25 protein-coding genes are annotated in these 19383 nt (G+C 64.4%); 12 read left to right on the top strand and 13 right to left on the bottom strand.

Annotated elements, in window-relative coordinates:
* Nucleotides 1-8: 8 nt before the first annotated feature.
* Together Q8O96_RS24295 and Q8O96_RS24290 are read right to left on the bottom strand one after the other, a co-directional pair.
* On the bottom strand, nucleotides 9-554 hold the full coding sequence (locus Q8O96_RS24295; protein WP_305949548.1) for a cytochrome b/b6 domain-containing protein: 546 nt from the start codon (nucleotides 552-554) through the stop codon (nucleotides 9-11).
* Entirely contained in the window at nucleotides 554-820 is a 267-nt protein-coding gene (locus Q8O96_RS24290) for a PepSY domain-containing protein (RefSeq protein WP_060840094.1), read from the bottom strand. The genes Q8O96_RS24295 and Q8O96_RS24290 overlap by 1 nt, the downstream gene beginning before the upstream one ends.
* A 170-nt stretch (nucleotides 821-990) precedes the next feature.
* Here Q8O96_RS24290 and Q8O96_RS24285 point away from each other — a divergent pair, with 170 nt between their 5' ends.
* The 3 genes from Q8O96_RS24285 to Q8O96_RS24275 all read left to right on the top strand — a co-directional run bounded on the left by Q8O96_RS24285 (nucleotide 991) and on the right by Q8O96_RS24275 (nucleotide 3675).
* Nucleotides 991-1653, top strand: a complete 663-nt coding sequence (locus Q8O96_RS24285) for a response regulator (RefSeq protein ID WP_305949547.1) — start codon at nucleotides 991-993, stop codon at nucleotides 1651-1653.
* Nucleotides 1650-3032 (top strand): ATP-binding protein, encoded by a 1383-nt coding sequence (locus Q8O96_RS24280; RefSeq protein ID WP_305949546.1) that lies wholly within the window; start codon nucleotides 1650-1652, stop codon nucleotides 3030-3032. The genes Q8O96_RS24285 and Q8O96_RS24280 overlap by 4 nt, the downstream gene beginning before the upstream one ends.
* Nucleotides 3033-3129: 97 nt before the next feature.
* Entirely contained in the window at nucleotides 3130-3675 is a 546-nt protein-coding gene (locus tag Q8O96_RS24275; protein WP_305949545.1) for a hypothetical protein, read from the top strand.
* Between the two features lie 66 nt (nucleotides 3676-3741).
* Here Q8O96_RS24275 and Q8O96_RS24270 read toward each other — a convergent pair whose 3' ends face one another.
* The 10 genes from Q8O96_RS24270 to Q8O96_RS24225 all read right to left on the bottom strand — a co-directional run bounded on the left by Q8O96_RS24270 (nucleotide 3742) and on the right by Q8O96_RS24225 (nucleotide 13227).
* On the bottom strand, nucleotides 3742-4677 hold the full coding sequence (locus Q8O96_RS24270; RefSeq protein ID WP_305949544.1) for a hypothetical protein: 936 nt from the start codon (nucleotides 4675-4677) through the stop codon (nucleotides 3742-3744).
* Nucleotides 4678-5409, bottom strand: a complete 732-nt coding sequence (locus Q8O96_RS24265) for an alanyl-tRNA editing protein (protein WP_305949543.1) — start codon at nucleotides 5407-5409, stop codon at nucleotides 4678-4680. It abuts the gene before it with no gap.
* 273 nt (nucleotides 5410-5682) lie between these two features.
* Nucleotides 5683-6456 (bottom strand): 1,6-dihydroxycyclohexa-2,4-diene-1-carboxylate dehydrogenase, encoded by a 774-nt coding sequence (locus tag Q8O96_RS24260; RefSeq protein ID WP_102864752.1) that lies wholly within the window; start codon nucleotides 6454-6456, stop codon nucleotides 5683-5685.
* 142 nt (nucleotides 6457-6598) lie between these two features.
* Nucleotides 6599-7612: a benzoate 1,2-dioxygenase electron transfer component BenC gene (gene benC, locus Q8O96_RS24255; protein WP_305949542.1), complete on the bottom strand. Its 1014-nt coding sequence runs from the start codon at nucleotides 7610-7612 to the stop codon at nucleotides 6599-6601.
* A 10-nt stretch (nucleotides 7613-7622) separates the two neighbouring features.
* Entirely contained in the window at nucleotides 7623-8111 is a 489-nt protein-coding gene (gene benB / locus Q8O96_RS24250) for a benzoate 1,2-dioxygenase small subunit (RefSeq protein ID WP_102864750.1), read from the bottom strand.
* A complete protein-coding gene (benA, locus tag Q8O96_RS24245; protein WP_305949541.1) occupies nucleotides 8108-9472 on the bottom strand; it encodes a benzoate 1,2-dioxygenase large subunit in 1365 nt (454 codons plus the stop codon). Before benA ends, benB begins: the two co-directional genes overlap by 4 nt.
* A 212-nt stretch (nucleotides 9473-9684) precedes the next feature.
* Nucleotides 9685-10641, bottom strand: a complete 957-nt coding sequence (locus Q8O96_RS24240; protein ID WP_060840105.1) for an AraC family transcriptional regulator — start codon at nucleotides 10639-10641, stop codon at nucleotides 9685-9687.
* Nucleotides 10642-10796: 155 nt separating this feature from the next.
* Nucleotides 10797-11726: a catechol 1,2-dioxygenase gene (catA, locus tag Q8O96_RS24235; RefSeq protein WP_060840106.1), complete on the bottom strand. Its 930-nt coding sequence runs from the start codon at nucleotides 11724-11726 to the stop codon at nucleotides 10797-10799.
* A 51-nt stretch (nucleotides 11727-11777) separates the two neighbouring features.
* On the bottom strand, nucleotides 11778-12068 hold the full coding sequence (gene catC / locus Q8O96_RS24230) for a muconolactone Delta-isomerase (RefSeq protein ID WP_016966965.1): 291 nt from the start codon (nucleotides 12066-12068) through the stop codon (nucleotides 11778-11780).
* A gap of 10 nt (nucleotides 12069-12078) precedes the next feature.
* Nucleotides 12079-13227, bottom strand: a complete 1149-nt coding sequence (locus tag Q8O96_RS24225; RefSeq protein WP_305949540.1) for a muconate cycloisomerase family protein — start codon at nucleotides 13225-13227, stop codon at nucleotides 12079-12081.
* A gap of 125 nt (nucleotides 13228-13352) precedes the next feature.
* Between Q8O96_RS24225 and Q8O96_RS24220 the strand changes: the two genes are divergently transcribed.
* The 4 genes from Q8O96_RS24220 to Q8O96_RS24205 all read left to right on the top strand — a co-directional run bounded on the left by Q8O96_RS24220 (nucleotide 13353) and on the right by Q8O96_RS24205 (nucleotide 15983).
* Nucleotides 13353-14261, top strand: coding sequence for a LysR family transcriptional regulator (locus Q8O96_RS24220; protein WP_305949539.1), 909 nt, complete (start codon nucleotides 13353-13355; stop codon nucleotides 14259-14261).
* 102 nt (nucleotides 14262-14363) lie between these two features.
* Entirely contained in the window at nucleotides 14364-14864 is a 501-nt protein-coding gene (locus tag Q8O96_RS24215; RefSeq protein ID WP_060844096.1) for an RDD family protein, read from the top strand.
* A 36-nt stretch (nucleotides 14865-14900) separates the two neighbouring features.
* Entirely contained in the window at nucleotides 14901-15236 is a 336-nt protein-coding gene (locus tag Q8O96_RS24210; RefSeq protein ID WP_305949538.1) for a DUF6388 family protein, read from the top strand.
* A gap of 42 nt (nucleotides 15237-15278) precedes the next feature.
* On the top strand, nucleotides 15279-15983 hold the full coding sequence (locus Q8O96_RS24205) for a YoaK family protein (protein ID WP_102864744.1): 705 nt from the start codon (nucleotides 15279-15281) through the stop codon (nucleotides 15981-15983).
* 12 nt (nucleotides 15984-15995) lie between these two features.
* Here the strand turns inward: Q8O96_RS24205 and Q8O96_RS24200 are convergent, their stop codons facing one another.
* Nucleotides 15996-16745 carry an SDR family oxidoreductase gene (locus tag Q8O96_RS24200; RefSeq protein ID WP_305949537.1) on the bottom strand — a complete coding sequence of 250 codons (750 nt, stop codon included), beginning with the start codon at nucleotides 16743-16745 and terminating at the stop codon, nucleotides 15996-15998.
* A 186-nt stretch (nucleotides 16746-16931) separates the two neighbouring features.
* Here Q8O96_RS24200 and tusD point away from each other — a divergent pair, with 186 nt between their 5' ends.
* From tusD to Q8O96_RS24175, 5 genes are read left to right on the top strand one after another with little or no spacing between them, the layout of a single operon-like run.
* Complete coding sequence (gene tusD, locus Q8O96_RS24195; protein ID WP_102864742.1) at nucleotides 16932-17324, top strand: sulfurtransferase complex subunit TusD; 393 nt, start codon at nucleotides 16932-16934, stop codon at nucleotides 17322-17324.
* 1 nt (nucleotide 17325) lies between these two features.
* Nucleotides 17326-17688: a sulfurtransferase complex subunit TusC gene (gene tusC, locus Q8O96_RS24190; protein ID WP_102864741.1), complete on the top strand. Its 363-nt coding sequence runs from the start codon at nucleotides 17326-17328 to the stop codon at nucleotides 17686-17688.
* Entirely contained in the window at nucleotides 17688-17984 is a 297-nt protein-coding gene (tusB, locus tag Q8O96_RS24185; RefSeq protein WP_305949536.1) for a sulfurtransferase complex subunit TusB, read from the top strand. The genes tusC and tusB overlap by 1 nt, the downstream gene beginning before the upstream one ends.
* Nucleotides 17981-18316, top strand: a complete 336-nt coding sequence (locus tag Q8O96_RS24180) for a TusE/DsrC/DsvC family sulfur relay protein (protein ID WP_016966956.1) — start codon at nucleotides 17981-17983, stop codon at nucleotides 18314-18316. The genes tusB and Q8O96_RS24180 overlap by 4 nt, the downstream gene beginning before the upstream one ends.
* Nucleotides 18313-19314 (top strand): glycosyl transferase family protein, encoded by a 1002-nt coding sequence (locus tag Q8O96_RS24175; protein WP_305949535.1) that lies wholly within the window; start codon nucleotides 18313-18315, stop codon nucleotides 19312-19314. Before Q8O96_RS24180 ends, Q8O96_RS24175 begins: the two co-directional genes overlap by 4 nt.
* Nucleotides 19315-19383: the final 69 nt, after the last annotated feature.

Genomic DNA, 19383 nt, shown 5'->3' with positions numbered 1-19383 from the left:
GGAAAACGTCAGCGCCGCTCAGGGCTCGGCAAGGGTCGGCGGCGGCCGGTGAGCATCGACAACGGCAGGTTGTCGCGCACTTGGAAGCTTTCAAAAATCGCCGCGCACACATGCAGCAGCACCAGGCCCAGCAGCAGATCGGCGCTGGTTTCGTGCACCTGCAGCGGCCAGTCGGCGCCCCACAAGGCATCGACCTCCTCCATCAAGAAACCGCTGATGCCGATCAGCAACAGCGCCAGCAGCATCAGCAACATCACCAAAGCCCCGAGGGGTGAATGCCCCAGGCGGTGCTCGGGGCGCCCGGCCCACAGCGAGCGCAGGTGCCGCGCCAGCCGGGCCCGGGTCGGCCAGAAGTCGGACCAGCGCGCACTGCGCGGCCCGACAAATCCCCAGACTGTGCGCAGCAGCAGCCAGGCCATGGCGTAGTAGCCCAGCCAGACGTGCCAGTCGTCACCGGCTTCATTGAAGAAGTAGTTGCCGATAAAGACCCCGGCGATGGACAGGTGAAACAGTCGCACCAGCGGGTCCCACAGCCGCAGGGACGCGTGCGGCATCAGCCTTTGATCTCGGTCTTCACCGCCTTGCCGGTGACCGGGTCGTGGTAGATCTCGACCTTGCGCTGGTCCTTGTCGAAGCCGTAGATCTCGTAGCAGTTGCCGTCGGTGACCTTGAACTTGCTGATCTGGTAGCCCTGGGCCTTGAGCTGGTCCTGGAAGGCTTGCGGGTCTTGCCATTGCGAACGTTCGGCGGTGGTGCATTGCGGGCCGGCGATGGCCAGGGGGCTGGCGAGAACCAGGGACAGCAGCAGGACTTTGCGCATAGAGAAACGCTCCGGTAAGGGGGGAGATTGCACTGTGCAAAACCAAGCTTAGTGAAAGCTTAGTTGGCAACGCGCGGTAACATTTTCCCCGCCTAAAACCCCTGCCGGCAGCCCCTGGCCGGCGTCATCATGCGCCCCTTCCCTGCCCCCCGCCCAACCGAGAACACCCCATGCGCCTGCTGCTTGTCGAAGATGATCGTGCCCTCGGCCAGGGCATCCGCGTGGCCCTGAGCGCCGAAGGCTACACCCTGGACTGGCTGCAGGATGGCGCCAGCGCCCTGCATGCCCTGCGCACGGAAAACTTCGACCTGTTGCTGCTGGACCTGGGCCTGCCGCGGCTCGACGGCCTGGAATTGCTCCAGCAATTGCGTGCCGCCCGCCAGGACCTGCCGGTGCTGATTCTCACCGCCCGCGACGGCACCGCCGAGCGCATCGCCGGGCTGGATGCCGGGGCCGACGACTACCTGGTCAAGCCCTTCGATGTCGAGGAATTCAAGGCCCGGGTCCGCGCCCTGCTGCGCCGCAGCCAGGGTCGTGCCCAGCCGCTGCTGGAGCACGCCGGTATCTGCCTCGACCCGGCCAACCAGCAGGTGCATTACCAGGACGCCGAGGTGGTGCTCACCCCCATGGAATACCAGTTGCTGCATCAGCTGATGGTGCGCCCGGGCAAGGTGGTGACCCGCGAACGCCTGTCCCGGGCGCTGTACGGCTGGCAGGACCGGGTCGAGAGCAACACCCTGGAAGTGCTGATCCACAACCTGCGCAAGAAGCTCTGCAGCGAGCTGATCCGCACCGTGCGCGGCGTCGGTTATGTGCTGGAGCTCAAGCCATGAACTCGGTGCGCACGCGGATTCTGCTGCCGGTCCTGGTCCTGGTGCTGCTGGGGGATTTGCTGATCAGCTGGCTGGTGCTGCGCGACAGCCACCACGAAATCGAAGAGGTCTACGACGCCCAGCTGGCCCAGAGCGCGCGGCTGCTGCAAGGGGTGCTGCGCCAGCGCGACCCGGCTCAACAGACGGACGCGGCGGACTGGGAGCGCCTGCACCAGGCCTTCGACCAGGCCATGAGCCGGGTCGGCGTGGACGGCGCCGCCCACCCCTATGAAACCCGCCTGACCTTCCAGGTGTGGCGCGACGATGGCCAGTTGCTGATGCGCTCCGCCGAGGCCCCGCTGCTGGAGGCGCCACCCACCACCCTGGGGGCCCACGACATCCTGGAAAACGACAAGGAATGGTGCGTCTTTCTCCTGGCCGACCCGCAGCAGGGCCTGCTGATCTGGGTGGGCGAACGGGATGACATTCGCCAGGACCTGATCCAGCGCATCGTGCGCCATACCCTGTGGCCGACCCTGATCGGCGTGCCACTGCTGGCGCTGCTGATCTGGCTGACCATCGGCTGGGGCCTGGCGCCGCTGCGGGCCATGGCCCGGGCCATTCGCGGGCGCAGCAGCGACACCTTGCAGCCGCTCGGGCTCAAGCCGTTGCCCCAGGACCTGGAACCGATGCAGACCGCCCTCAACCAGTTACTGGCCCAGATCGACAGCCTGCTGGAGCGCGAGCGGCGCTTTATTGCCGACGCCGCCCATGAACTGCGCACGCCCCTGGCGATCCTGCGGATTCACGCGCAGAACGCCCAGAGCGCCGGCAGCCCGGAGCAACGCCAGGAAGCCCTGGATTTTCTGGTGAGCGGCGTCGACCGCGCCACCCGCATCGGCAGTCAGCTGCTGACCATGGCGCGCATCGAGCCGCAGCTGAGCAATCCGCGCCTGAGCCGCATTGACCTCAGCGCCCTGGTGCGCGAAGAGCTGGCGGAGCTGACGCCTTTGGCCCTGGAGAAGGATGTTGAACTGGTGCTCGAAGGCGACGAAGGCTGCCTGATCGACACCGACCCGGTGGCTTTGGCCATTGCCCTGCAGAACCTGGTGACCAACGCCCTGAACTTTGCCCCCGCGGGCAGCGAGGTGCGGGTCGGCCTGCGGCCCCAGGCCGATGGCGCGATGCACCTGTGCGTGGAAGATGCCGGGCCCGGTATCAACGAAGAGGAACGCGGACGTTTGCTGGAGCGTTTCTACAGCCAGGGCAACGCCCATGGCGCCGGGCTGGGGCTGGCGATTGTGCAGATGATCGTCAGCAAGATCGGTGGCCGTCTGGAGTTGCGCAATCGGCCTGAGGGCGGGTTGTGTGCGTTGTTGCGGCTGGGGCCGGTGCTTTAGTCGGCGGCGCGAAGGGCCTATCCTGTGCGCCGCTCGGGAATCGGGGGGCTGGCGGCCCCTCCGCCAGCCGCATGAAATGACAATCAGGGAGCCCCCCATGGCCATGCCGGAACGGCTGAAACCAACACCCGCGACGCCGAAAATACGGGCGTTGATGAAGGACTTGCTCAAGCAGATCCTCGACCAGATCTGGGACAACCAGGAACGGGAAAGCCCCGAGATCAGTGCGCTGATCCAGCAATGGAACAGCCACGCCGGCCGGCCTTTCGAGTTCCACGAATTTCGCGACATGCACAGCCATACCAGCGCGGCGAACTTTCTGCGCACGGCCTTTCATCAAGAGCGCTACGTTGACGACCTGAGCTTCGACGAAGCGTGCGCCGTGGCGGATTTCATCTGCCAGTGCGAAGGCACGGAGTCTGATACGGACTACGCCCTGGGCCTGTTGGAAACCAACTTCCCCGAAGCCAATGCCTCGGACCTGATCTTCTGGCCCAACGCGTGGTTTGACGATGAAGACCTGTTGCATATCGAGCTCAGCTCGGCGCAGATCATCGGTTATCTGATGGCGAAGTCTTCGCGGCCTTTGCAGGACGCGCCGCCCATCACCCTGCCCTATGCCATTCCCCAGAACAGGTCATAGCGCCGCCTGGGCCGTCTCCACCCGCAGCTCGGCTGTGGCCACGGGTGGCAGCGGCCAGCGCCTGCTTCATCCCCGGCTCTTTTTCTTCGATCGCCCCGCGCGCCCGTCGTACTCCGGGCGGCCCGACACCACCAGCCCGAAGAAGTAGGGATCAGCCCCTGGGTCTTCCAGTTGTCCGGAAGATTTGTTGTGCACTTCGATCACTGAAAACAGATCGACAAGACGGTCCTGGATCTCTTCGATGTCCGCCGCTTTGAGCGTGACCATCGCGCTGTACTTGAATGATCCGGACACATTGAAGTATTCGCTTTGCTCGGGCTTGGTCAACGATCGATCGATCTCGTGACGCAGGAACCGGTCCTTGAGCGCCAGGGCCTCTGCGGTTCTGGGCATTCTCAAGGTGGGGGCATGGCGCACGAAGGGTGACTGCGGGGTGCTGCGCTCCTTGGCCACAAGGCTCAGGAAGGCTTCGGTACGCGCGTCGTAGGCCAGGCCGAGCTGCTGGCACACCGCCTGGATTTCGGCCACCGAGGCGCTGTCCACCATGTACAGATAGGTCATCAACGGCAGCAGTTCGAAGTGTTCCTTGAAGGCTGCAATGATCTCTTCGGTGACGATGAACTCACGTTCGTAGCGGCTCAGGCTCAAGGCGCGGCGCAGCAGCTTGGAGTCGTGTTCGCGCACCTCGAGCATGGCGGAAAGATCCTTGACCTCCACCCCTTTGCCAAACAGCATTTCGTGCACGGGGGCCGGCAACAAGTCACGAAAGTAATGCCAGTAGTAATCGAAGCTCGACTTGCTGACGGGGACGATGCCCAGTTGGTCATGCAGTTCGACGGCTGACTCAAGGCTCAGGTGCTTGCGCCCTGCCTCGACGTCCCGGTAGTGGTTGGCGGAAAACGGAATGTTCACGGTTTCCAGAAAAGTTGAAATCTTCAGGTGGCCGCTTTCGAGGCGCAACTGGGTGAGAAACGCGCCAAAGGCCTGCTGGTTCGCCGACATTTACTCAACCTCTACCGCGAACGAAACAGCGACCCGGGTGGTGTTCTTCCTGAGTCTCATGCTGGCAGTGACGGCCCCTATCTCTCGTGTATTGCCGACATGCACGCCACCACAGGGGATCGACCACTCGCCACATTGCCACCAGCGATAGCCTGCTCCTTTGCCGGTGTCGGCCTGGGTTCTGACGGCATGACCGGCCGCGCAAAAGCGATTCAGCTCTTGCGTGGCGCGCTCCAGGCTCTGCTCATCGAACTCGCCCATGAACTCATAGTGATTTTCCCCGCCCTGGTCATTCAACGGCGAGCGGACCGGGTGTGGAATCGAGCGCCCCAGTGTCTGCTCCAGCAGGCAGTGCATCAGGTGCATGGCCGAATGAATGCGCATCTGCTGATAGCGCAGGGACCAGTCCAGGGTCGCCGTCACCCCCTGCCCCGGCACCAGTGATTGCAGTTGCCCGAACCCGGCGTCATCCAGCTTCAGGTAATGCCTGATCTCGTCGTCCTTCCTTTTGGTGGTGGTGATCTCGATCACCTGCGGCACATCACCGGCCCCGGGTTCGCTGAGGGTCAGCAGCCCCCGATCCCCCAGTTGGCCGCCGCCCTGGGGATAGAACACTGTCTCGCTCAATAGAGCGAAGGGCGCACCCGAATCGTCCCGTTCAAGCCGGTGGATCTGGCATTGCACGGTTTGCAGGTAGGGTTGCTGATGAAACAAAGGAAGGGTTGGGTTCATGTGTGCCTCGCGTCCTTGAGCATTCACGGCCGGCCGGGGATTCCCATAAACAGCCGTTGCCTGTGTGGTGCATTAAGAACCATCTGCCGATGAATATTCAACCCCTGGATTAATAATAAATCCCTAGGATTAATTTTCGGCGTACACAATCCCCAACCTACCTCTCGTGCAAAAGCCAACCCAATACGCGATTGCCGTAAGAGCCGGCTTGCCGGCGAACGCGATCTCTCAAGCCGGCTCCTACAGGTCGGTCAGTCAGCAGGAGGTTGCCCCTCAGCCCTGGTCGCCGCCGCCCACCGGCAGCACTGTGCCGGTGATGTAGGAGGCTTCGGCGGAGGCCAGAAACAGGATGGCTGCGGCTTGTTCGTCGATGTTGCCGTAGCGTTTCATCAGGCTGCTGTCGAGGGTCTGATCGACGATCTGCTGGTACCAGACTTGCTCCTCGGGGCTTTGTTCAGCGCTGTTGCGCGGAATGCGCCGCGGCGGGGCTTCGGTGCCGCCCGGAGCGGTGGCGTTGACCCGCACGCCACGGCCGGCGGTTTCGAAGGCCAGGCAGGCGGTGAGTGCGTTGATCCCGCCCTTGGCCGCGCCGTAGGGCACGCGGTTGAGGCTGCGGGTGGCGATGGAGGAGACGTTGACGATGGCACCGCTGCCCTGCTCCAGCATCTGCGGCAAGGCGGCGTGGCAGCACCACAAGGTCGGGAACAATGAGCGACGGACTTCGGCTTCGATCTGCGCGGGCTCGTAGTGTTCGAAGGGCTTGGCCCAGATGGTGCCGCCGACGTTGTTGATGAGGACGTCGAGGCGGCCGAAGTGGGCGATGGCCGCCGCCATGATTCGGCTGCATTCGCGGTACTGCTCCAGGTCGGCGGTCAGGGCCAGGACCGGGAAGCGTGGGGTCAGTTCGGCGGCCAGTTCGAAGACCAGTTCGGAGCGGTCCACCAGCACCACGCGAGCACCCTCTTCGGCCAGGCGTTCGGCAACACGACGGCCGATGCCTTGGGCGGCGCCGGTGACCAGGGCGACTTGGTTGTGGAAACGGTTCATGGAAACCTCGTGAATACAAAAAGATGGAGAGCACGCCACCCGACGTAGGAGCCGGCTTGCCGGCGAAGGGGCCCTTGAGCCTTGCAGCGCCCTTGTCGACGCCTTCGCTGGCAAGCCAGCGCCTACAGCGGCGAGGCGCCCTTCAGGCGGCGCTGGCGGCGAACTTCTCGTAGTAGAAATTCGCCGGGGCAATGCCCTGCTCGCGGATGAACTGGCTCACCGCCTCGACCATCGGCGGCGGGCCGCACAGGTACACGTCCACATCACCCTGGTTGAGGTGCGCCGGTTCGATGTGCTGGGTCACGTAGCCCTTGCGCGGGTAGTGGCTTTCGGGGTTGGCCACGCAGGCGCTGAAGCTGAACTGGGGGATACGTGCGGCAAAGTCTTCCAGGCGATCCAGCTCCACCAGGTCGAAATCGTTGCTCACGCCGTAGATCAAATGCAGCGGATGCTCACTGCCCTGCTCGGCGATTTTCTCCAGCATGGCGGTGAACGGCGCCAGCCCGGTGCCGCCGGCCAGCAACAGCAAGGGCCGGCGAATATCCCGCAGGTAGAAGCTGCCCAGGGGCCCGGCCAGGGTCATGCTGTCGCCGGCTTTGGCAAGACCGGTGAGGAAGCTGCTCATCAGGCCGCCGGGCACATTGCGGATCAGGAAGCTGACCTCACCGTCGCGCTGCAAGGAGCTGAAGGAATAGGCCCGGGTCTGTTCGCTGCCGGGCACTCCGAGGTTGACGTATTGCCCCGGCAGGAACGCCAGCTGGCTCAGGGCCTCGCCCTTGATCGACAGGGCAATGGTGCTGGTGGACAGCTGGCGCACCGCGCTGATGTTGGCCTGAAACGTAGCCTGCCCGGCGCGGCAGACCTGGGACGAAGCCGGCACCCGCACCACGCAATCGCTCAAGGCGCGCATCTGGCAGGTGAGGACAAAACCCTGCTCGGCCTCATCGGCGCTCAGGGCGTCTTCGATGTAGTCCTCGCCCAGCTCGTAGCGCCCCGCCTCGGCAAAACACTTGCAGGTGCCGCAGGCGCCGTCGCGGCAGTCCAGGGGGATGTTGATGCCTTGGCGGTAGGCGGCGTCGGCCACGGTTTCGCCCGGGCTGGCGTTGACGAAACGGGTCACGCCGTCTTCGAAATTGAGTGCGATTTGATGGCTCATGGCGGTCGCCTCAGAGGTGGTAGATATCGACGACCTGGCGAACGTAGTCGTTCTTCAGGATGACTTTCTTGGCCAGGATCAGCGGGTTTTCGCCGCGCAGGTCGAGGGTGTAGAAGCTGCAGCCGAAGTAGCTGTCCACGGTCTTGTAGCGAAAGCTCAGGGTGTGCCAGTTGAAGCGCAGCTTGCACAGGCCGTCGCCCTGCTCCAGCAGCTCGATATTGCTCAGGTTGTGGGAGGTGCGGGTGTCGGGAATGCTGGCGCTGGAGCGCTCGGTCTTGATGCGGAACACCCGGTCTTCCAGGCCGCTGCGGTTGCCGTACCAGATCAGCGAGATTTCCCGCTGCGGGTCTTCGGTCAACTGGTCACTGTCGTCCCAGGACGGCATCCAGAAGGTCGCGTCCGGGGCGTAGAGTTCCAGCCAGCTGTCCCAGTCCTTGTCGTCCAGGTAGCGGGCTTCGCGGTACAGGAAATCGCGCACGGTGTCGTAGGAAACAGTCATTGCACGGCCTCCACATCGATCCGGCGCGAAGCGTCACGCTCCAGGGCCGCCAGCAGGGTCTGCTGCCAGTACTTGTGCTGCATCACGAACAGGCCTTCGTCCTCGGTGCGCACGCCGCTGAGGATCGGCTGCAGGTCAATTTCTTTGGCGGCCTCGTCCGCCCCCTGGACCCAGTGCTCGGCGCCACGGGACATGTCGTTCCAGGCCGTGGTGCTGCCCTGGTAGCCGAGCTGGCAGGAACGGAACTCCTCCAGGTCGTCCGGGGTGGCCATGCCGCTGACGTTGAAGAAATCTTCGTACTGGCGGATGCGCCGGGCCCGGGCTTCATCGCTCTCGCCCTTGGGCGCAATGCAGTAGATGGTGATTTCGGTGCGGTCCACCGAGATCGGCCGGGCAATGCGGATCTGCGAGCTGAACTGGTCCATCAGGTAGACGTTGGGGTACAGGCACAGGTTGCGCGAGTTCTCGATCATCCAGTCGGCCCGGGCCTGGCCGAAGTCCCGGGCCAGCTCGTCGCGGCGCTCGTACAGCGGCCGGTCCTCGGGGTTGGACCAGCGGGTCCAGAGCAGCATGTGGCCCTTGTCGAAGGAGTAGAAGCCACCGCCCTGCTTGGCCCAGGTGCCGGCGCTCATGGTGCGGATGTCTTCCCCGGCTTCGCGCTGCTTGCGCTGGTTCTGGGTGGCGGCGTAGTTCCAGTGCACCGAGCTGACGTGGTAGCCGTCGGCGCCGTTCTCGGCGGTAAGCTTCCAGTTGCCTTCGTAGATGTAGCTGGAGGAGCCGCGCAGCACTTCCAGGCCGTCGGCGGACTGGTCGACGATCATGTCGATGATCTTCGCCGACTCCCCCAGGTGCTCCACCAGGGGCAGCACGTCGGGGTTGAGGCTGCCGAACAGAAAGCCGCGATAGGACTCGAAGCGCGCGACGCGGGTCAGGTCGTGGGAGCCTTCGCAGTTGAAACTGGCCGGGTAGCCGGCGGCGGCTGGGTCCTTGACCTTGAGCAGCTTGCCGGTGTTGTTGAAGGTCCAGCCGTGGAACGGGCAGGTGAAGGACGCCTTGTTGCCGGTCTTGTGCCGGCAGAGCATGGCGCCGCGATGGCTGCAGGCGTTGATGAAGGCGTTGAGTTCACCGTTCTTGTTGCGCGCGATGAACACCGGCTGCCGGCCCATGGTGGTGCTGTAGTAGTCATTGGGATTGGGGATCTGGCTGTCGTGGGCCAGGTACAGCCAGTTGCCTTCGAAGATGTGCTGCATCTCCAGGTCGAACAGCCGGGGGTCGGTGAACATCTCCCGCTTGCAGCGGTAGACGCCCTGGTCAGGGTCTTCTTCAAGCAGGGAATGCAGGTATTCGGGTCGCAGGGACATGGCCGCCGCCTCCATTGTTTTTATTCAGGCAGGGCCATGCTAGGACGGGGGTTGGCAGGGCAATAGCCGATGCGTGCAGACCTGTATCCGTTTTCTGCAGATTGCCTTGTAGCCGCTGCCGCAGGCTGCGAACGGCTCCGCAGGAGACGCAAGGATCCCAAGGACACCGAAGGTCTGCCGGGTGATCGCCAGGCACAGGTCGGAAGGGCCGGTCAGTGGCGACGCTTGAGGGTGTCGGACGGCCGTTCGCCGTATTGCTGGCGGTAGCTCTGGGCGAAGCGACCCAGGTGGGAAAAGCCGAAGTCCAGGGCCAGTTCGGTGACGTTGCGCACCGGACTGTGCGGGTCGCTGAGGCAGGCGTGCACCCGTTGCAGTTTCTGCTGGCGGATGTAGTGCTTCGGCGTGGTGCGGACGTTGCGTTCGAACAGCGCGTACAGCGAACGCAGGCTCATGCACGCCTGTTGCGCCAGCTCTTCGCAACCGATGTCGCGCTTGAGGTTGCGCTCGATGTAGTCGGCAATGCGTTCGAAGGTCGCCGCCGAGGCACTCAGGGTGCCGCGCTGGACATTGGTCTGCATCAGGCCCAGCAGTTTGCTCACCAGGATGTGCGCGTAATGCTCTTGCACCTTGGGCATGGCCTCCAGGGCTTCGGACTCCTGGCACAACAGGCTGAGCAGAGGTACGAAGCCTTCCAGTTCCTGCAGTTGGTAACGCTGGCGCAGAAAGCGCACGCCCTGCCCCGGGTACTGCCAGCGCTGTTCCTGGCAGGCGGCTTCCAGCAGGGGCGTGGGAATCTTGATGATGAATTTTTCGCAGTCGTCGGAATAGGTCAGGTCCACCGGGTCGTCCGGGTTGATCAGCAGCAGTTCCCCCGGGGCGAAGCAGTGTTCCTGGTCGCGGCTGCGCCACAGGCAGTGGCCCCGTAGCAGCACCTGCAGGTGGTAGATGCTTTCCAGCGCTGGCGAGGTGACGCGCACGCTGCCGCCATAGCTGAGGCTGCACAGGTCCAGGCTGGCCAGCGCCCGATGGTTGAGGCTGGCCTGGGGATGGCCCGCCCGGGGCAAGCGGATGCAGTGGCTGCCCACGTGCTGATTGACGTAACCGGACACGGCATGGGGATCGGCTTGAACAAACACGCGGCTGCGTTCACTCAACAGATGCATTTGCATAATCGGGTCACTCTGATTGTTCTTGTTGGGGCTGCACCGCGCGGTGGCAGGCCGCGCAGGCAGGCAATCACGCAAGGTCAAAAAGCCCAGACCGACAACGACAAAAGCCACGGGCCGCACAAGACGTCCGTGGCTCGGTCTTGCCGTGCTGGGGGTCAGTCCTCCAGGGCACGCACCCGTTCGTGGCGCTGCTGTTCTTGCGGCTGGGCCGAGGACTGCAGGGTGAAGTCGAAGTGAATTTCCGCGAAGCGGCCGCTCACGCCCAGCTCCTTGGCCCGGGCCTGATCCTCGCTGAAGGTGATCTTGGCGATCAGCTCGTCGCGGGTGGCGTAGGCGAAGTCGTCGTGCAGGTAGGGGTCGCCGTCCAGGTTGATCTGGGTGGTCAGGTGGCGATGGTCATCGGCCGAGATGAAGAAGTGGATGTGCGCCGGGCGCTGGCCGTGACGCCCCAGTTGATCCAGCAGTTGCTGGGTCGGGCCTTCCGGCGGGCAGCCGTAGCCAGACGGCACGATGCTGCGAAAACGGTAGCGGCCCTCGGCGTCGGTGACGATGCGCCGGCGCAGGTTGAACTCCGATTGGCTGCCGTCGAAGTAGGAATAGGTGCCGCCGGTGTTGGCGTGCCAAACATCGACGACAGCCCCGGCCAGGGGCTGGCCGGCGGTATTGGTCACCTGCCCTTGCATGAACAGCACCACGCCCGGGTCGAGGCCGTCGTCCAGGCGCGCCTCGCCCTGGCTGAGGGGCGCGCCGGCCACGTACAGCGGGCCTTCGATGGTGCGCGGGGTGCCGCCGGTCTTGCCGGCCTGTTCGTCGGCGGCGTCCATCAGCAGGTCCAGGTAGTGCTCCAGGCCCAGGCCCGCGGCCAGCAGGCCGGCTTCCTGGCGGGCACCGAGGACGTTGAGGTAGTTGACGGCTTTCCAGAACTCTTCCGGGGTGACGTTCAGGTCTTCGATGATGTTCACGGTGTCCCGCAGGATGCGGTAGACGATGGCCTTGGCCCGGGGGTTGCCGCCTTCGGTGAACTGGCCGCTGGCTTCTTCAAGAAAACGCTGGGCGCTGGCAGTCTGGGAAATTCTGACGTTCATGATTAATCCTCATCTTGTATTTATTAGAGTGGTGAACGGGCTGATGCGAACTCAGCGGTCATCCTCATGAATGGACGAAGGATGCCTGCACAGGGCGTTAACTTCGATGGCCATGTACGGGTACAGCGGCAATTGCATCAGGGTGTCGTGCAGTTCCTGCACGCTGTCGACGTCGAACACGCTGTAGTTGGCGTACAGCCCGGCAATGCGCCACAGGTGGCGCCACTTGCCTTCGGCCTGCAGGCGCTGGGCCAGGGCCTTTTCCTCGGCCTTCAGTTGCGCGGCGCGCTCGGGGTTCATGTCGACCGGCAGGTTCACGGTCATTTTCACGTGGAATAGCATGCAGCCCTCCTCAGGTGTGATGCAGCACGGGGGTGGTTTTGTCGCGACGGAAGAACGCCAGGCGCTCTTCGTCCAGGCTCAGGCCAAGGCCCGGTGCCCGTGAGACATGCAGGTGGAAATCCCGGTACACCGGCGCCTCGGCGAGGAGGTCCTCGGTCAGCAGCAGCGGGCCGAACAGCTCGGTGTCCCAGCTCAGTTTGTTCAAGGTCAGGAAGGCGTGGGCCGAGGCCAGGGTGCCGATGCCGCCTTCGAGCATGGTGCCGCCGTACAGGCCGATGCCCGCTGCTTCGGCAATCGCCGCGGTGCGCAGGGTGGCGCGGGGGCCGCCGTTCTTGGCGATCTTCAGGGCGAACACCGAGGCCGCACCTTCCCGGGCCAGGTTGAAGGCGTCTTCCACGCATTCAATGGATTCGTCGGCCATGATCGGCGCCGGGCTGCTGGCATTCAGGCGCACCATGCCGGCGCGGTTGTTGCGGGAAATCGGTTGTTCGATCAGGTCGATGCCGTTGCCGCCGAGGATGCGGCAGGCGCGCAGGGCCACAGCTTCGTCCCAGGCCTGGTTGACGTCGACCCGCACGCTGGCACGGTCGCCCAGGGCCTTCTTGATGGCAATCACGTGGGCCAGGTCGCGGTCCACTTCACCGGCACCGATCTTCAGCTTGAAGATGCGGTGGCGGCGCAGGTCGAGCATCTTCTCAGCTTCGGCGATGTCTTTGGCGGTGTCGCCGCTGGCCAGGGTCCAGGCCACGGGCAGCGCATCGCGCACCCGGCCGCCCAACAGTTCGCTGACCGGCAGGCCGAGGCGCTTGCCCTGGGCGTCGAGCAAGGCGCTTTCGATCCCGGACTTGGCGAAGGTGTTGCCGCGGATGCTCTGCTCCAGGCGCAGCATGGCGGCGTTGATGTTGCTGGCGTCCTGGCCGATCAGCAGCGGGGTGAAGAAGCGGTCGATGTTGGTCTTGATGCTGTCCGGGCTTTCATTGCCATAGGCCAGGCCGCCGATGGTGGTGGATTCCCCCAGGCCTTCGATGCCGTCGGCGCAGCGCAGGCGGATCAGCACCAGGGTCTGGTTCTGCATGGTGTGCATGGCCAGCTTGTGGGGGCGAATGGTCGGCAGATCGACGATGATCGTTTCGATCGATTCAATGGCAGAAGCGTGCATGTCCATACCCGTGAGGTTCTTGAAGTTCTGCGCTCGATTCTGTCCCGGCTTTTTCCGGGGTTCCAATATAGAATTGGTCTGGCTTGATACCTTAAAGGTATGCACATCTCTACAGGGGAGCTGTCATGGAATTGCGTCATCTGCGCTACTTCCAGGTGCTGGGGGAAACCCTCAACTTCACCCGCGCCGCCGAGCGCCTGCACATTGCCCAACCGCCCTTGAGCCGGCAGATCCAGCAGTTGGAGGACGAGTTGGGGGTGCTGTTGCTGGAGCGTGGCCGGCCGCTGCGCCTGACCGCCGCCGGGCGGTTTTTCTATGAGCATTCCAACCGGGTGCTGGAGCAGTTGGGCAAGGTCTGCGACAACACCCGGCGCATCGGCCTGGGGCACAAGACCTGGCTAGGCATCGGTTTTGCTCCCTCGACCCTGTACGGTGTGCTGCCGCAACTGATCCGCCGCCTGCGCAGCAACGAAACCCTGGAACTGGAGCTGGGATTGTCGGAAATGACCACCCTGCAACAGGTGGAGGCCTTGAAGGCCGGGCGCATCGATATCGGCTTCGGGCGGATTCACATCGACGACCCGGCCATCGTGCAGAGGGTGCTGACCGAGGACCGACTGGTAGTCGCCCTGCCCGCCGGTCATCCCTTGCTGGGACAAGAGCTGAGCCTTGAGCAACTGGCCAACGAGCCCTTCGTGCTGTATCCGGCCAACCCGCGCCCGAGCTACGCCGACCATGTGATCGCGCTGTTCAGTGCCCGTGGCCTGAACCTGAAGATCGCTCAGTGGACCAACGAATTGCAGACCGCCATCGGCCTGGTGGGCGCCGGGATCGGCATCACCCTGGTGCCGGCCTCGGTGCAGGTGCTGCATCGCGACGACATCGGTTTTTGCCCGCTGCAGGAACCCGAGGCCACCTCGCCGATCATCCTCAGCCGCCGGGTCGGCGAGCCGTCGCCGGGGCTCACCCACTGCCTGCACCTGATTGCCCAACTGCGCAGCGAGATCGGTCGCGAACAGCCCGTGGTCAGCTGACTCGGTGCGGGTGCAGTAGGCCCCCGCCAAAACCACTGCTACTCCCCGCCCTGCGGGGATTACACTGCGCCCGACATGATGGAAAAAACTCTGGAATCGACCATGGAAGTCTCAAGAACCCGACTGATCCTGCGCCGCGCCGCCGCCTTCATGCTCGACCAGGTGCTGGCGCTGGCGGTGTATGTGCTCCTGTCGCTGAGCCTGCACGGGGTGCTGGCGTTGCAGCCGGTCAGACGCTTGCTCGACCTCGCGCAACAGACGGGGCTGGAGCCCTACCTGCACTCAATGCTGTTCATGCTGGTCTGGCCCTTGTACTTCGTGGCCTGGGAGTATTTCTTCAAGGGCCGCACGCCCGGCAAGTGTGCCCTGGGCCTGGTGGTGATCAACGCCGCCGGAACGCCGCCGACGCTGATCCAGGTACTGATCAGAAGCGCCACCCGCTATCTGGAGGCCGCGTTCGCCTTTGTCCCGCTGATGGCCTGCGTGGAATCAAGCCGCTGCCAGCGAATAGGCGATATGCTCGCCCGCACCTACGTGATCCCGCACAAGGATCTGCAGCAGATACGCAGTGAAATGCCAGCACACCCCCTGTCCCGGGCTTGATGCCTGAAGACTGCCCGTTCCCCTCAAGGAGCCCCGATGCCCGCCGATGCCCTGCACCACGAAATAGCCTTGGAAAGATTTCTCGCCGCCCGCCCCGAACTGCGCGAAGCCCTGGACAAGCTCAATCCGCTGGAGGCCCAGGTCAAGGGCGAGACGCCCGAGCAGTACCGCAACGAACGCCTGCATGAAGCCTTTGAAGCCGAAGCCGAGCGCCTGGGGCTGTTCGCCTGGGAGTTGAGCCTGCAACTGACCGCCGCCAGCCCCGAGGAATTCCACGCCCAGCGCCTTGAAGTGCACAGGGAAGTGGCGGAAATGGCCGGCATGCCGTGGGATGAATACTGCGCCCTGCATTCTCTCGATCCACAACCTTGACCTGCACGCGTCCCCCGTAGTCCCTGTTCAGGAGAACCGACGATGTTGCCTTCGACTTCCACCCAATCGGCCAGCGCCGCCCTGCAGCACACGCAGAAATGGCGCGGGCGGGTCGGCCTCGGGCTGGTGGCTTGCCTTTCGGTGCTGGCTGGCATGACCGACGCCATCGGCTTCATGGCCACCGGGGATTTCGTGTCCTTCATGAGCGGCAACACCACGCGCATGGCGGTGGCCATCAGCGATGGCGAACCGGCCCTGGTGCTGCGCCTGCTGCTGTTGGTGGCGACCTTTGTCGTCGGCAACGCCCTGGGCGTGGTGGTAAGCCGCCTGGCCGGGCACCGCGCCTTGCCCTTGCTGCTGAGCATTGGCGCCTTGCTCTGCGCCTCCGCCGCCTGGCCCTTCGAGCAGCAATTGCCGGCCCTGCTGGCGGCCATCATCGCCATGGGCATGCTCAATGCGGCGGTGGAGGAAGTGAACGGCCTGCCCATCGGCCTGACCTACGTCACCGGGGCCCTGTCGCGCTTTGGCCGCGGGCTGGGGAGATGGGTGCTCGGCGAACGGCGCAACGGCTGGCGGGTACAGCTGGTGCCGTGGAGCGGGATGTTCGCCGGAGCGGTGCTGGGTGCCTTGCTGGAACAGCACCTGGGGCTCCAGGCGCTGTATGTCAGCGGGTTGCTTGCCGCCCTGCTGGGCATCGCGTCACTGAAGATTCCGCGCCGCTGGCAACTGGGCTACAAGACCCGCTGACCTGTACGTCCATCAGTCGAACAGACCGCCGCAGTCGGTATCGATGACGATCGATGACAGGCTGATGTGCCGCGGTCGGGTCAGGGCGAAGACCACCGCTTCCACCACGTCGCGGTTGGTGCCCTGCTCGCCCTTATGTCGTGCCGGAACCTGCTGCCAGGCCGGGTCCAGGGGCGAAATATCCTCCAGATACGGCGGATGCACACACAGCGAGCGCACCGGCGTGCCCTTGAGCACCTGGCGCAGACCGTCGGCCAGGGCCAGTTGCCCGTGCTTGGCCGCATAGAACGGCAGCGACACGCTGTGCAGGGGGGCATTGGGCAAGCCGCTGATGGAGCCGATGGTGACGATGTCCGGACGCGTGGAGGCCTTGAGCGCCGGCATCAGGCCCTGGGTCAGGAGGAAGGTGCCCGTCAGGGCCGCATCGATCACTCCGGTGACCTCGGCCGCGCTGTGGGGCTGCTCGCTGGCCTCCAGCCACATGGCGCCGTTATTGATCAGAATGTCCACCTGGGGCTGACGCACATGAATCTCCGCCAGGGCCGCCTTGACGCTGTCGCTGCTGGCCAGATCCACCACCACGCAATCGGCGGCCTGGCCGGTGCGCGTCTCAATGGCCGCACTCACCTGCGCCAGGGCTTCAGGGTTACGCCCACAGAGAATCAGTTTGCAGCCCAGGTCCGCCAGACTGATGGCCAGTGCCGCGCCCAGACCACGACCGGCACCGGTGACCACCACCACCGCCGAATTCAAATCCATCATCCCTTGCTCCTTGTCCCAGGTTGATTGAAGGCGCGAGTCTATCCCTGGTTGCTGCTTCAGGGCCCGGGCAAAGCTTTACCCGATATGTCCTGAGCTCCCGGAGCCAGAGCCTTCGGGACGAAAGGGGTTTAGCCGATCCACGGAGAAAGCTTTATCATGGCCGCAGTTTCATCCATCGAGTCCGTCATGAAGTTCGCCATCGCCCTGTTCTCCGCCGCTCACGCGCCGTCCTCGCGCCGCGCCCTGCTGTTCGCCCAGGCGGCGCTGGCGGGCGGGCATGAGATTGTCCGGCTGTTTTTCTACCAGGACGGCGTCTACAACGCCGCCAACAGCATCGTCACGCCCCAGGACGAACAGGACCTGCCCCGGGAATGGCGCGAATTTGTCGAGCAGCATCAGCTCGATGGTGTGGTGTGCATCGCCGCCGCCCTGCGCCGGGGTGTGTTGAACGCCGACGAAGCCCAGCGCTATCAGCGCACGGCGGTGAACGTCGAGGCGCCCTGGGAACTGTCGGGGCTCGGGCAATTGCATGACGCGGTACAGGCCGCCGACCGCCTGATCTGTTTTGGAGGGGCGTGAGATGGCCAAATCCCTGTTGTTGATCAGCCGTCAGGCGCCCTGGTCCGGCCCTGGTGCCCGCGAGGCCCTGGATATCGTCCTGGCCGGCGGCGCCTTCGACCTGCCGATCGGCCTGCTGTTTCTCGACGATGGCGTGCTGCAACTGGCGCCGGGGCAACAGGCGTCGCTGCTGCGCCAGAAAGACCTGAGCGCCAACCTGCAGGCGCTGTCGCTGTTCGGCGTCGACGAACTGTTTGCCTGTAGCGCCAGCCTTGCTGCTCGTGGTCTGGACCCGGCAACCTTGAGCCTTGACGCGGTACAGCTGCTCAACGCCCCGGAACTGGCCGGGATCATCGACCGTTTTGACCAGGTGATTACCCTCTGATGTCGACCTTGCACGTGTTGTCCCACTCGCCCTTCACCGACACCCGCCTGAGCAGTTGCCTGCGCCTGCTGGGCAGCGCCGATGGCCTGCTGCTGTGCGGCGATGCCGCCTATGCCCTGCAGCCGGGCACCACTCTTTACGGCGAACTGGGCGCCCGCAGCGACCTGAAGCTGTATGTGCTGGAAGAGGACTTGCAAGCCCGGGGACTGGAGCTGCCGACCTGGGCCCGTGCGGTGGATTACCCAGGCTTCGTCGAGCTGTCGATTGAGCATGACAAGGTCAATACCTGGCTATGAGTACCCTGACTGTGGGCGCTCGCGCCATCGAACTGGACAAGGACGGTTACCTGGTCAATCTCGACGACTGGTCCGCCGACGTAGCCCAAGCCCTGGCCGCCAACGAAGAGCTGGAGCTGAGCGCGGAGCATTGGGAAATCCTCGAACTGCTGCAGGGCTTCTATAAAGAGTTCCAGCTGTCCCCAGCCACCCGCCCGCTGATCAAGTACACCGCCCTCAAGCTGGGCCCGGACAAGGGCAACAGCCTGCACCTGAACCGACTGTTCAAAGGCACTCCCGCCAAACTTGCCGCCAAGCTGGCGGGCCTGCCGAAGCCGACCAATTGCCTATGAACGATTTCGCCCCCCTGCTCACCCAGACCCCCCAAGAACACCCTTTTGCCCAGTTCGTGCGCATCCTGGGCAAAGGCAAGCGCGGTGCGCGCAACCTGACCCGCGAGGAAGCCCGGGAAGCCATGGGCATGCTGCTGGACGACAAGGTGGAGGACACTCAGCTGGGCGCCTTTCTCATGCTGCTGCGGCACAAGGAAGAAAGCCCGGAAGAGCTGGCGGGCTTTACCGAAGCCTTGCGCGAACGCCTCAACGCCCCAGCGATCGCCCTGGACCTCGACTGGCCGACCTACGCCGGAAAGAAGCGCCATCTGCCCTGGTACCTGCTGGCGGCCAAGTGCCTGGCGCAGAGCGGCGTGCGCATCCTGCTCCACGGCGGCGGCGCCCATACTGCCGGGCGCCTGTACACCGAACAGTTGCTGGAACCCCTGGGGATTCCCCTGTGCCGTGACTGGCCATCGGTCAGCCAGGCACTGGACCAGGGCAACCTGGCCTTCATGCCGCTAGGCGACTGGGCGCCACAGCTGCAACGGATGATCGATTTGCGCAACATCCTCGGCCTGCGCTCACCGATCCATTCCCTGGCGCGCCTGCTCAACCCCCTGGGCGCCCGTTGCGGCCTGCAGAGCATCTTCCACCCCGGCTACCAGGCAGTGCACCGCGATGCCAGCGGCCTGCTGGGGGACAACGTCATCGTGATCAAGGGCGACGGCGGCGAGATCGAGATCAACCCGGACACCACCAGCCATCTGTACGGCAGCACCGGCGGGGTTAGCTGGGACGAAGAGTGGCCGGCATTGTCGGCACAACGCCATGTGAAGCCGGCCAGCCTGGAACCCGAGCACCTCAAGGCGCTGTGGCGCGGTGATGTTGAGGACAGTTACCCGCAACTGGCCCTGCTGGCGACCATGGCCCTGGCCTTGCGCGGTTTGGGCACGCCGCGGGAGCAGGCCTTCGCGCTGGCCCAGCAGTATTGGGATGCCAGGGACAGATCGATTTAATCGATCAAAACCGCCCATGCTTTGCGCTTTTTGTTCGAACCCAGGGGCATAGACTGCACTCCAACGCAC

The sequence above is a fragment of the Pseudomonas sp. LPH60 genome, from assembly GCF_030718165.1.
GTDB lineage: Bacteria > Pseudomonadota > Gammaproteobacteria > Pseudomonadales > Pseudomonadaceae > Aquipseudomonas > Aquipseudomonas danubii.
This window is presented reverse-complemented; position numbering and strand designations above follow the sequence as displayed.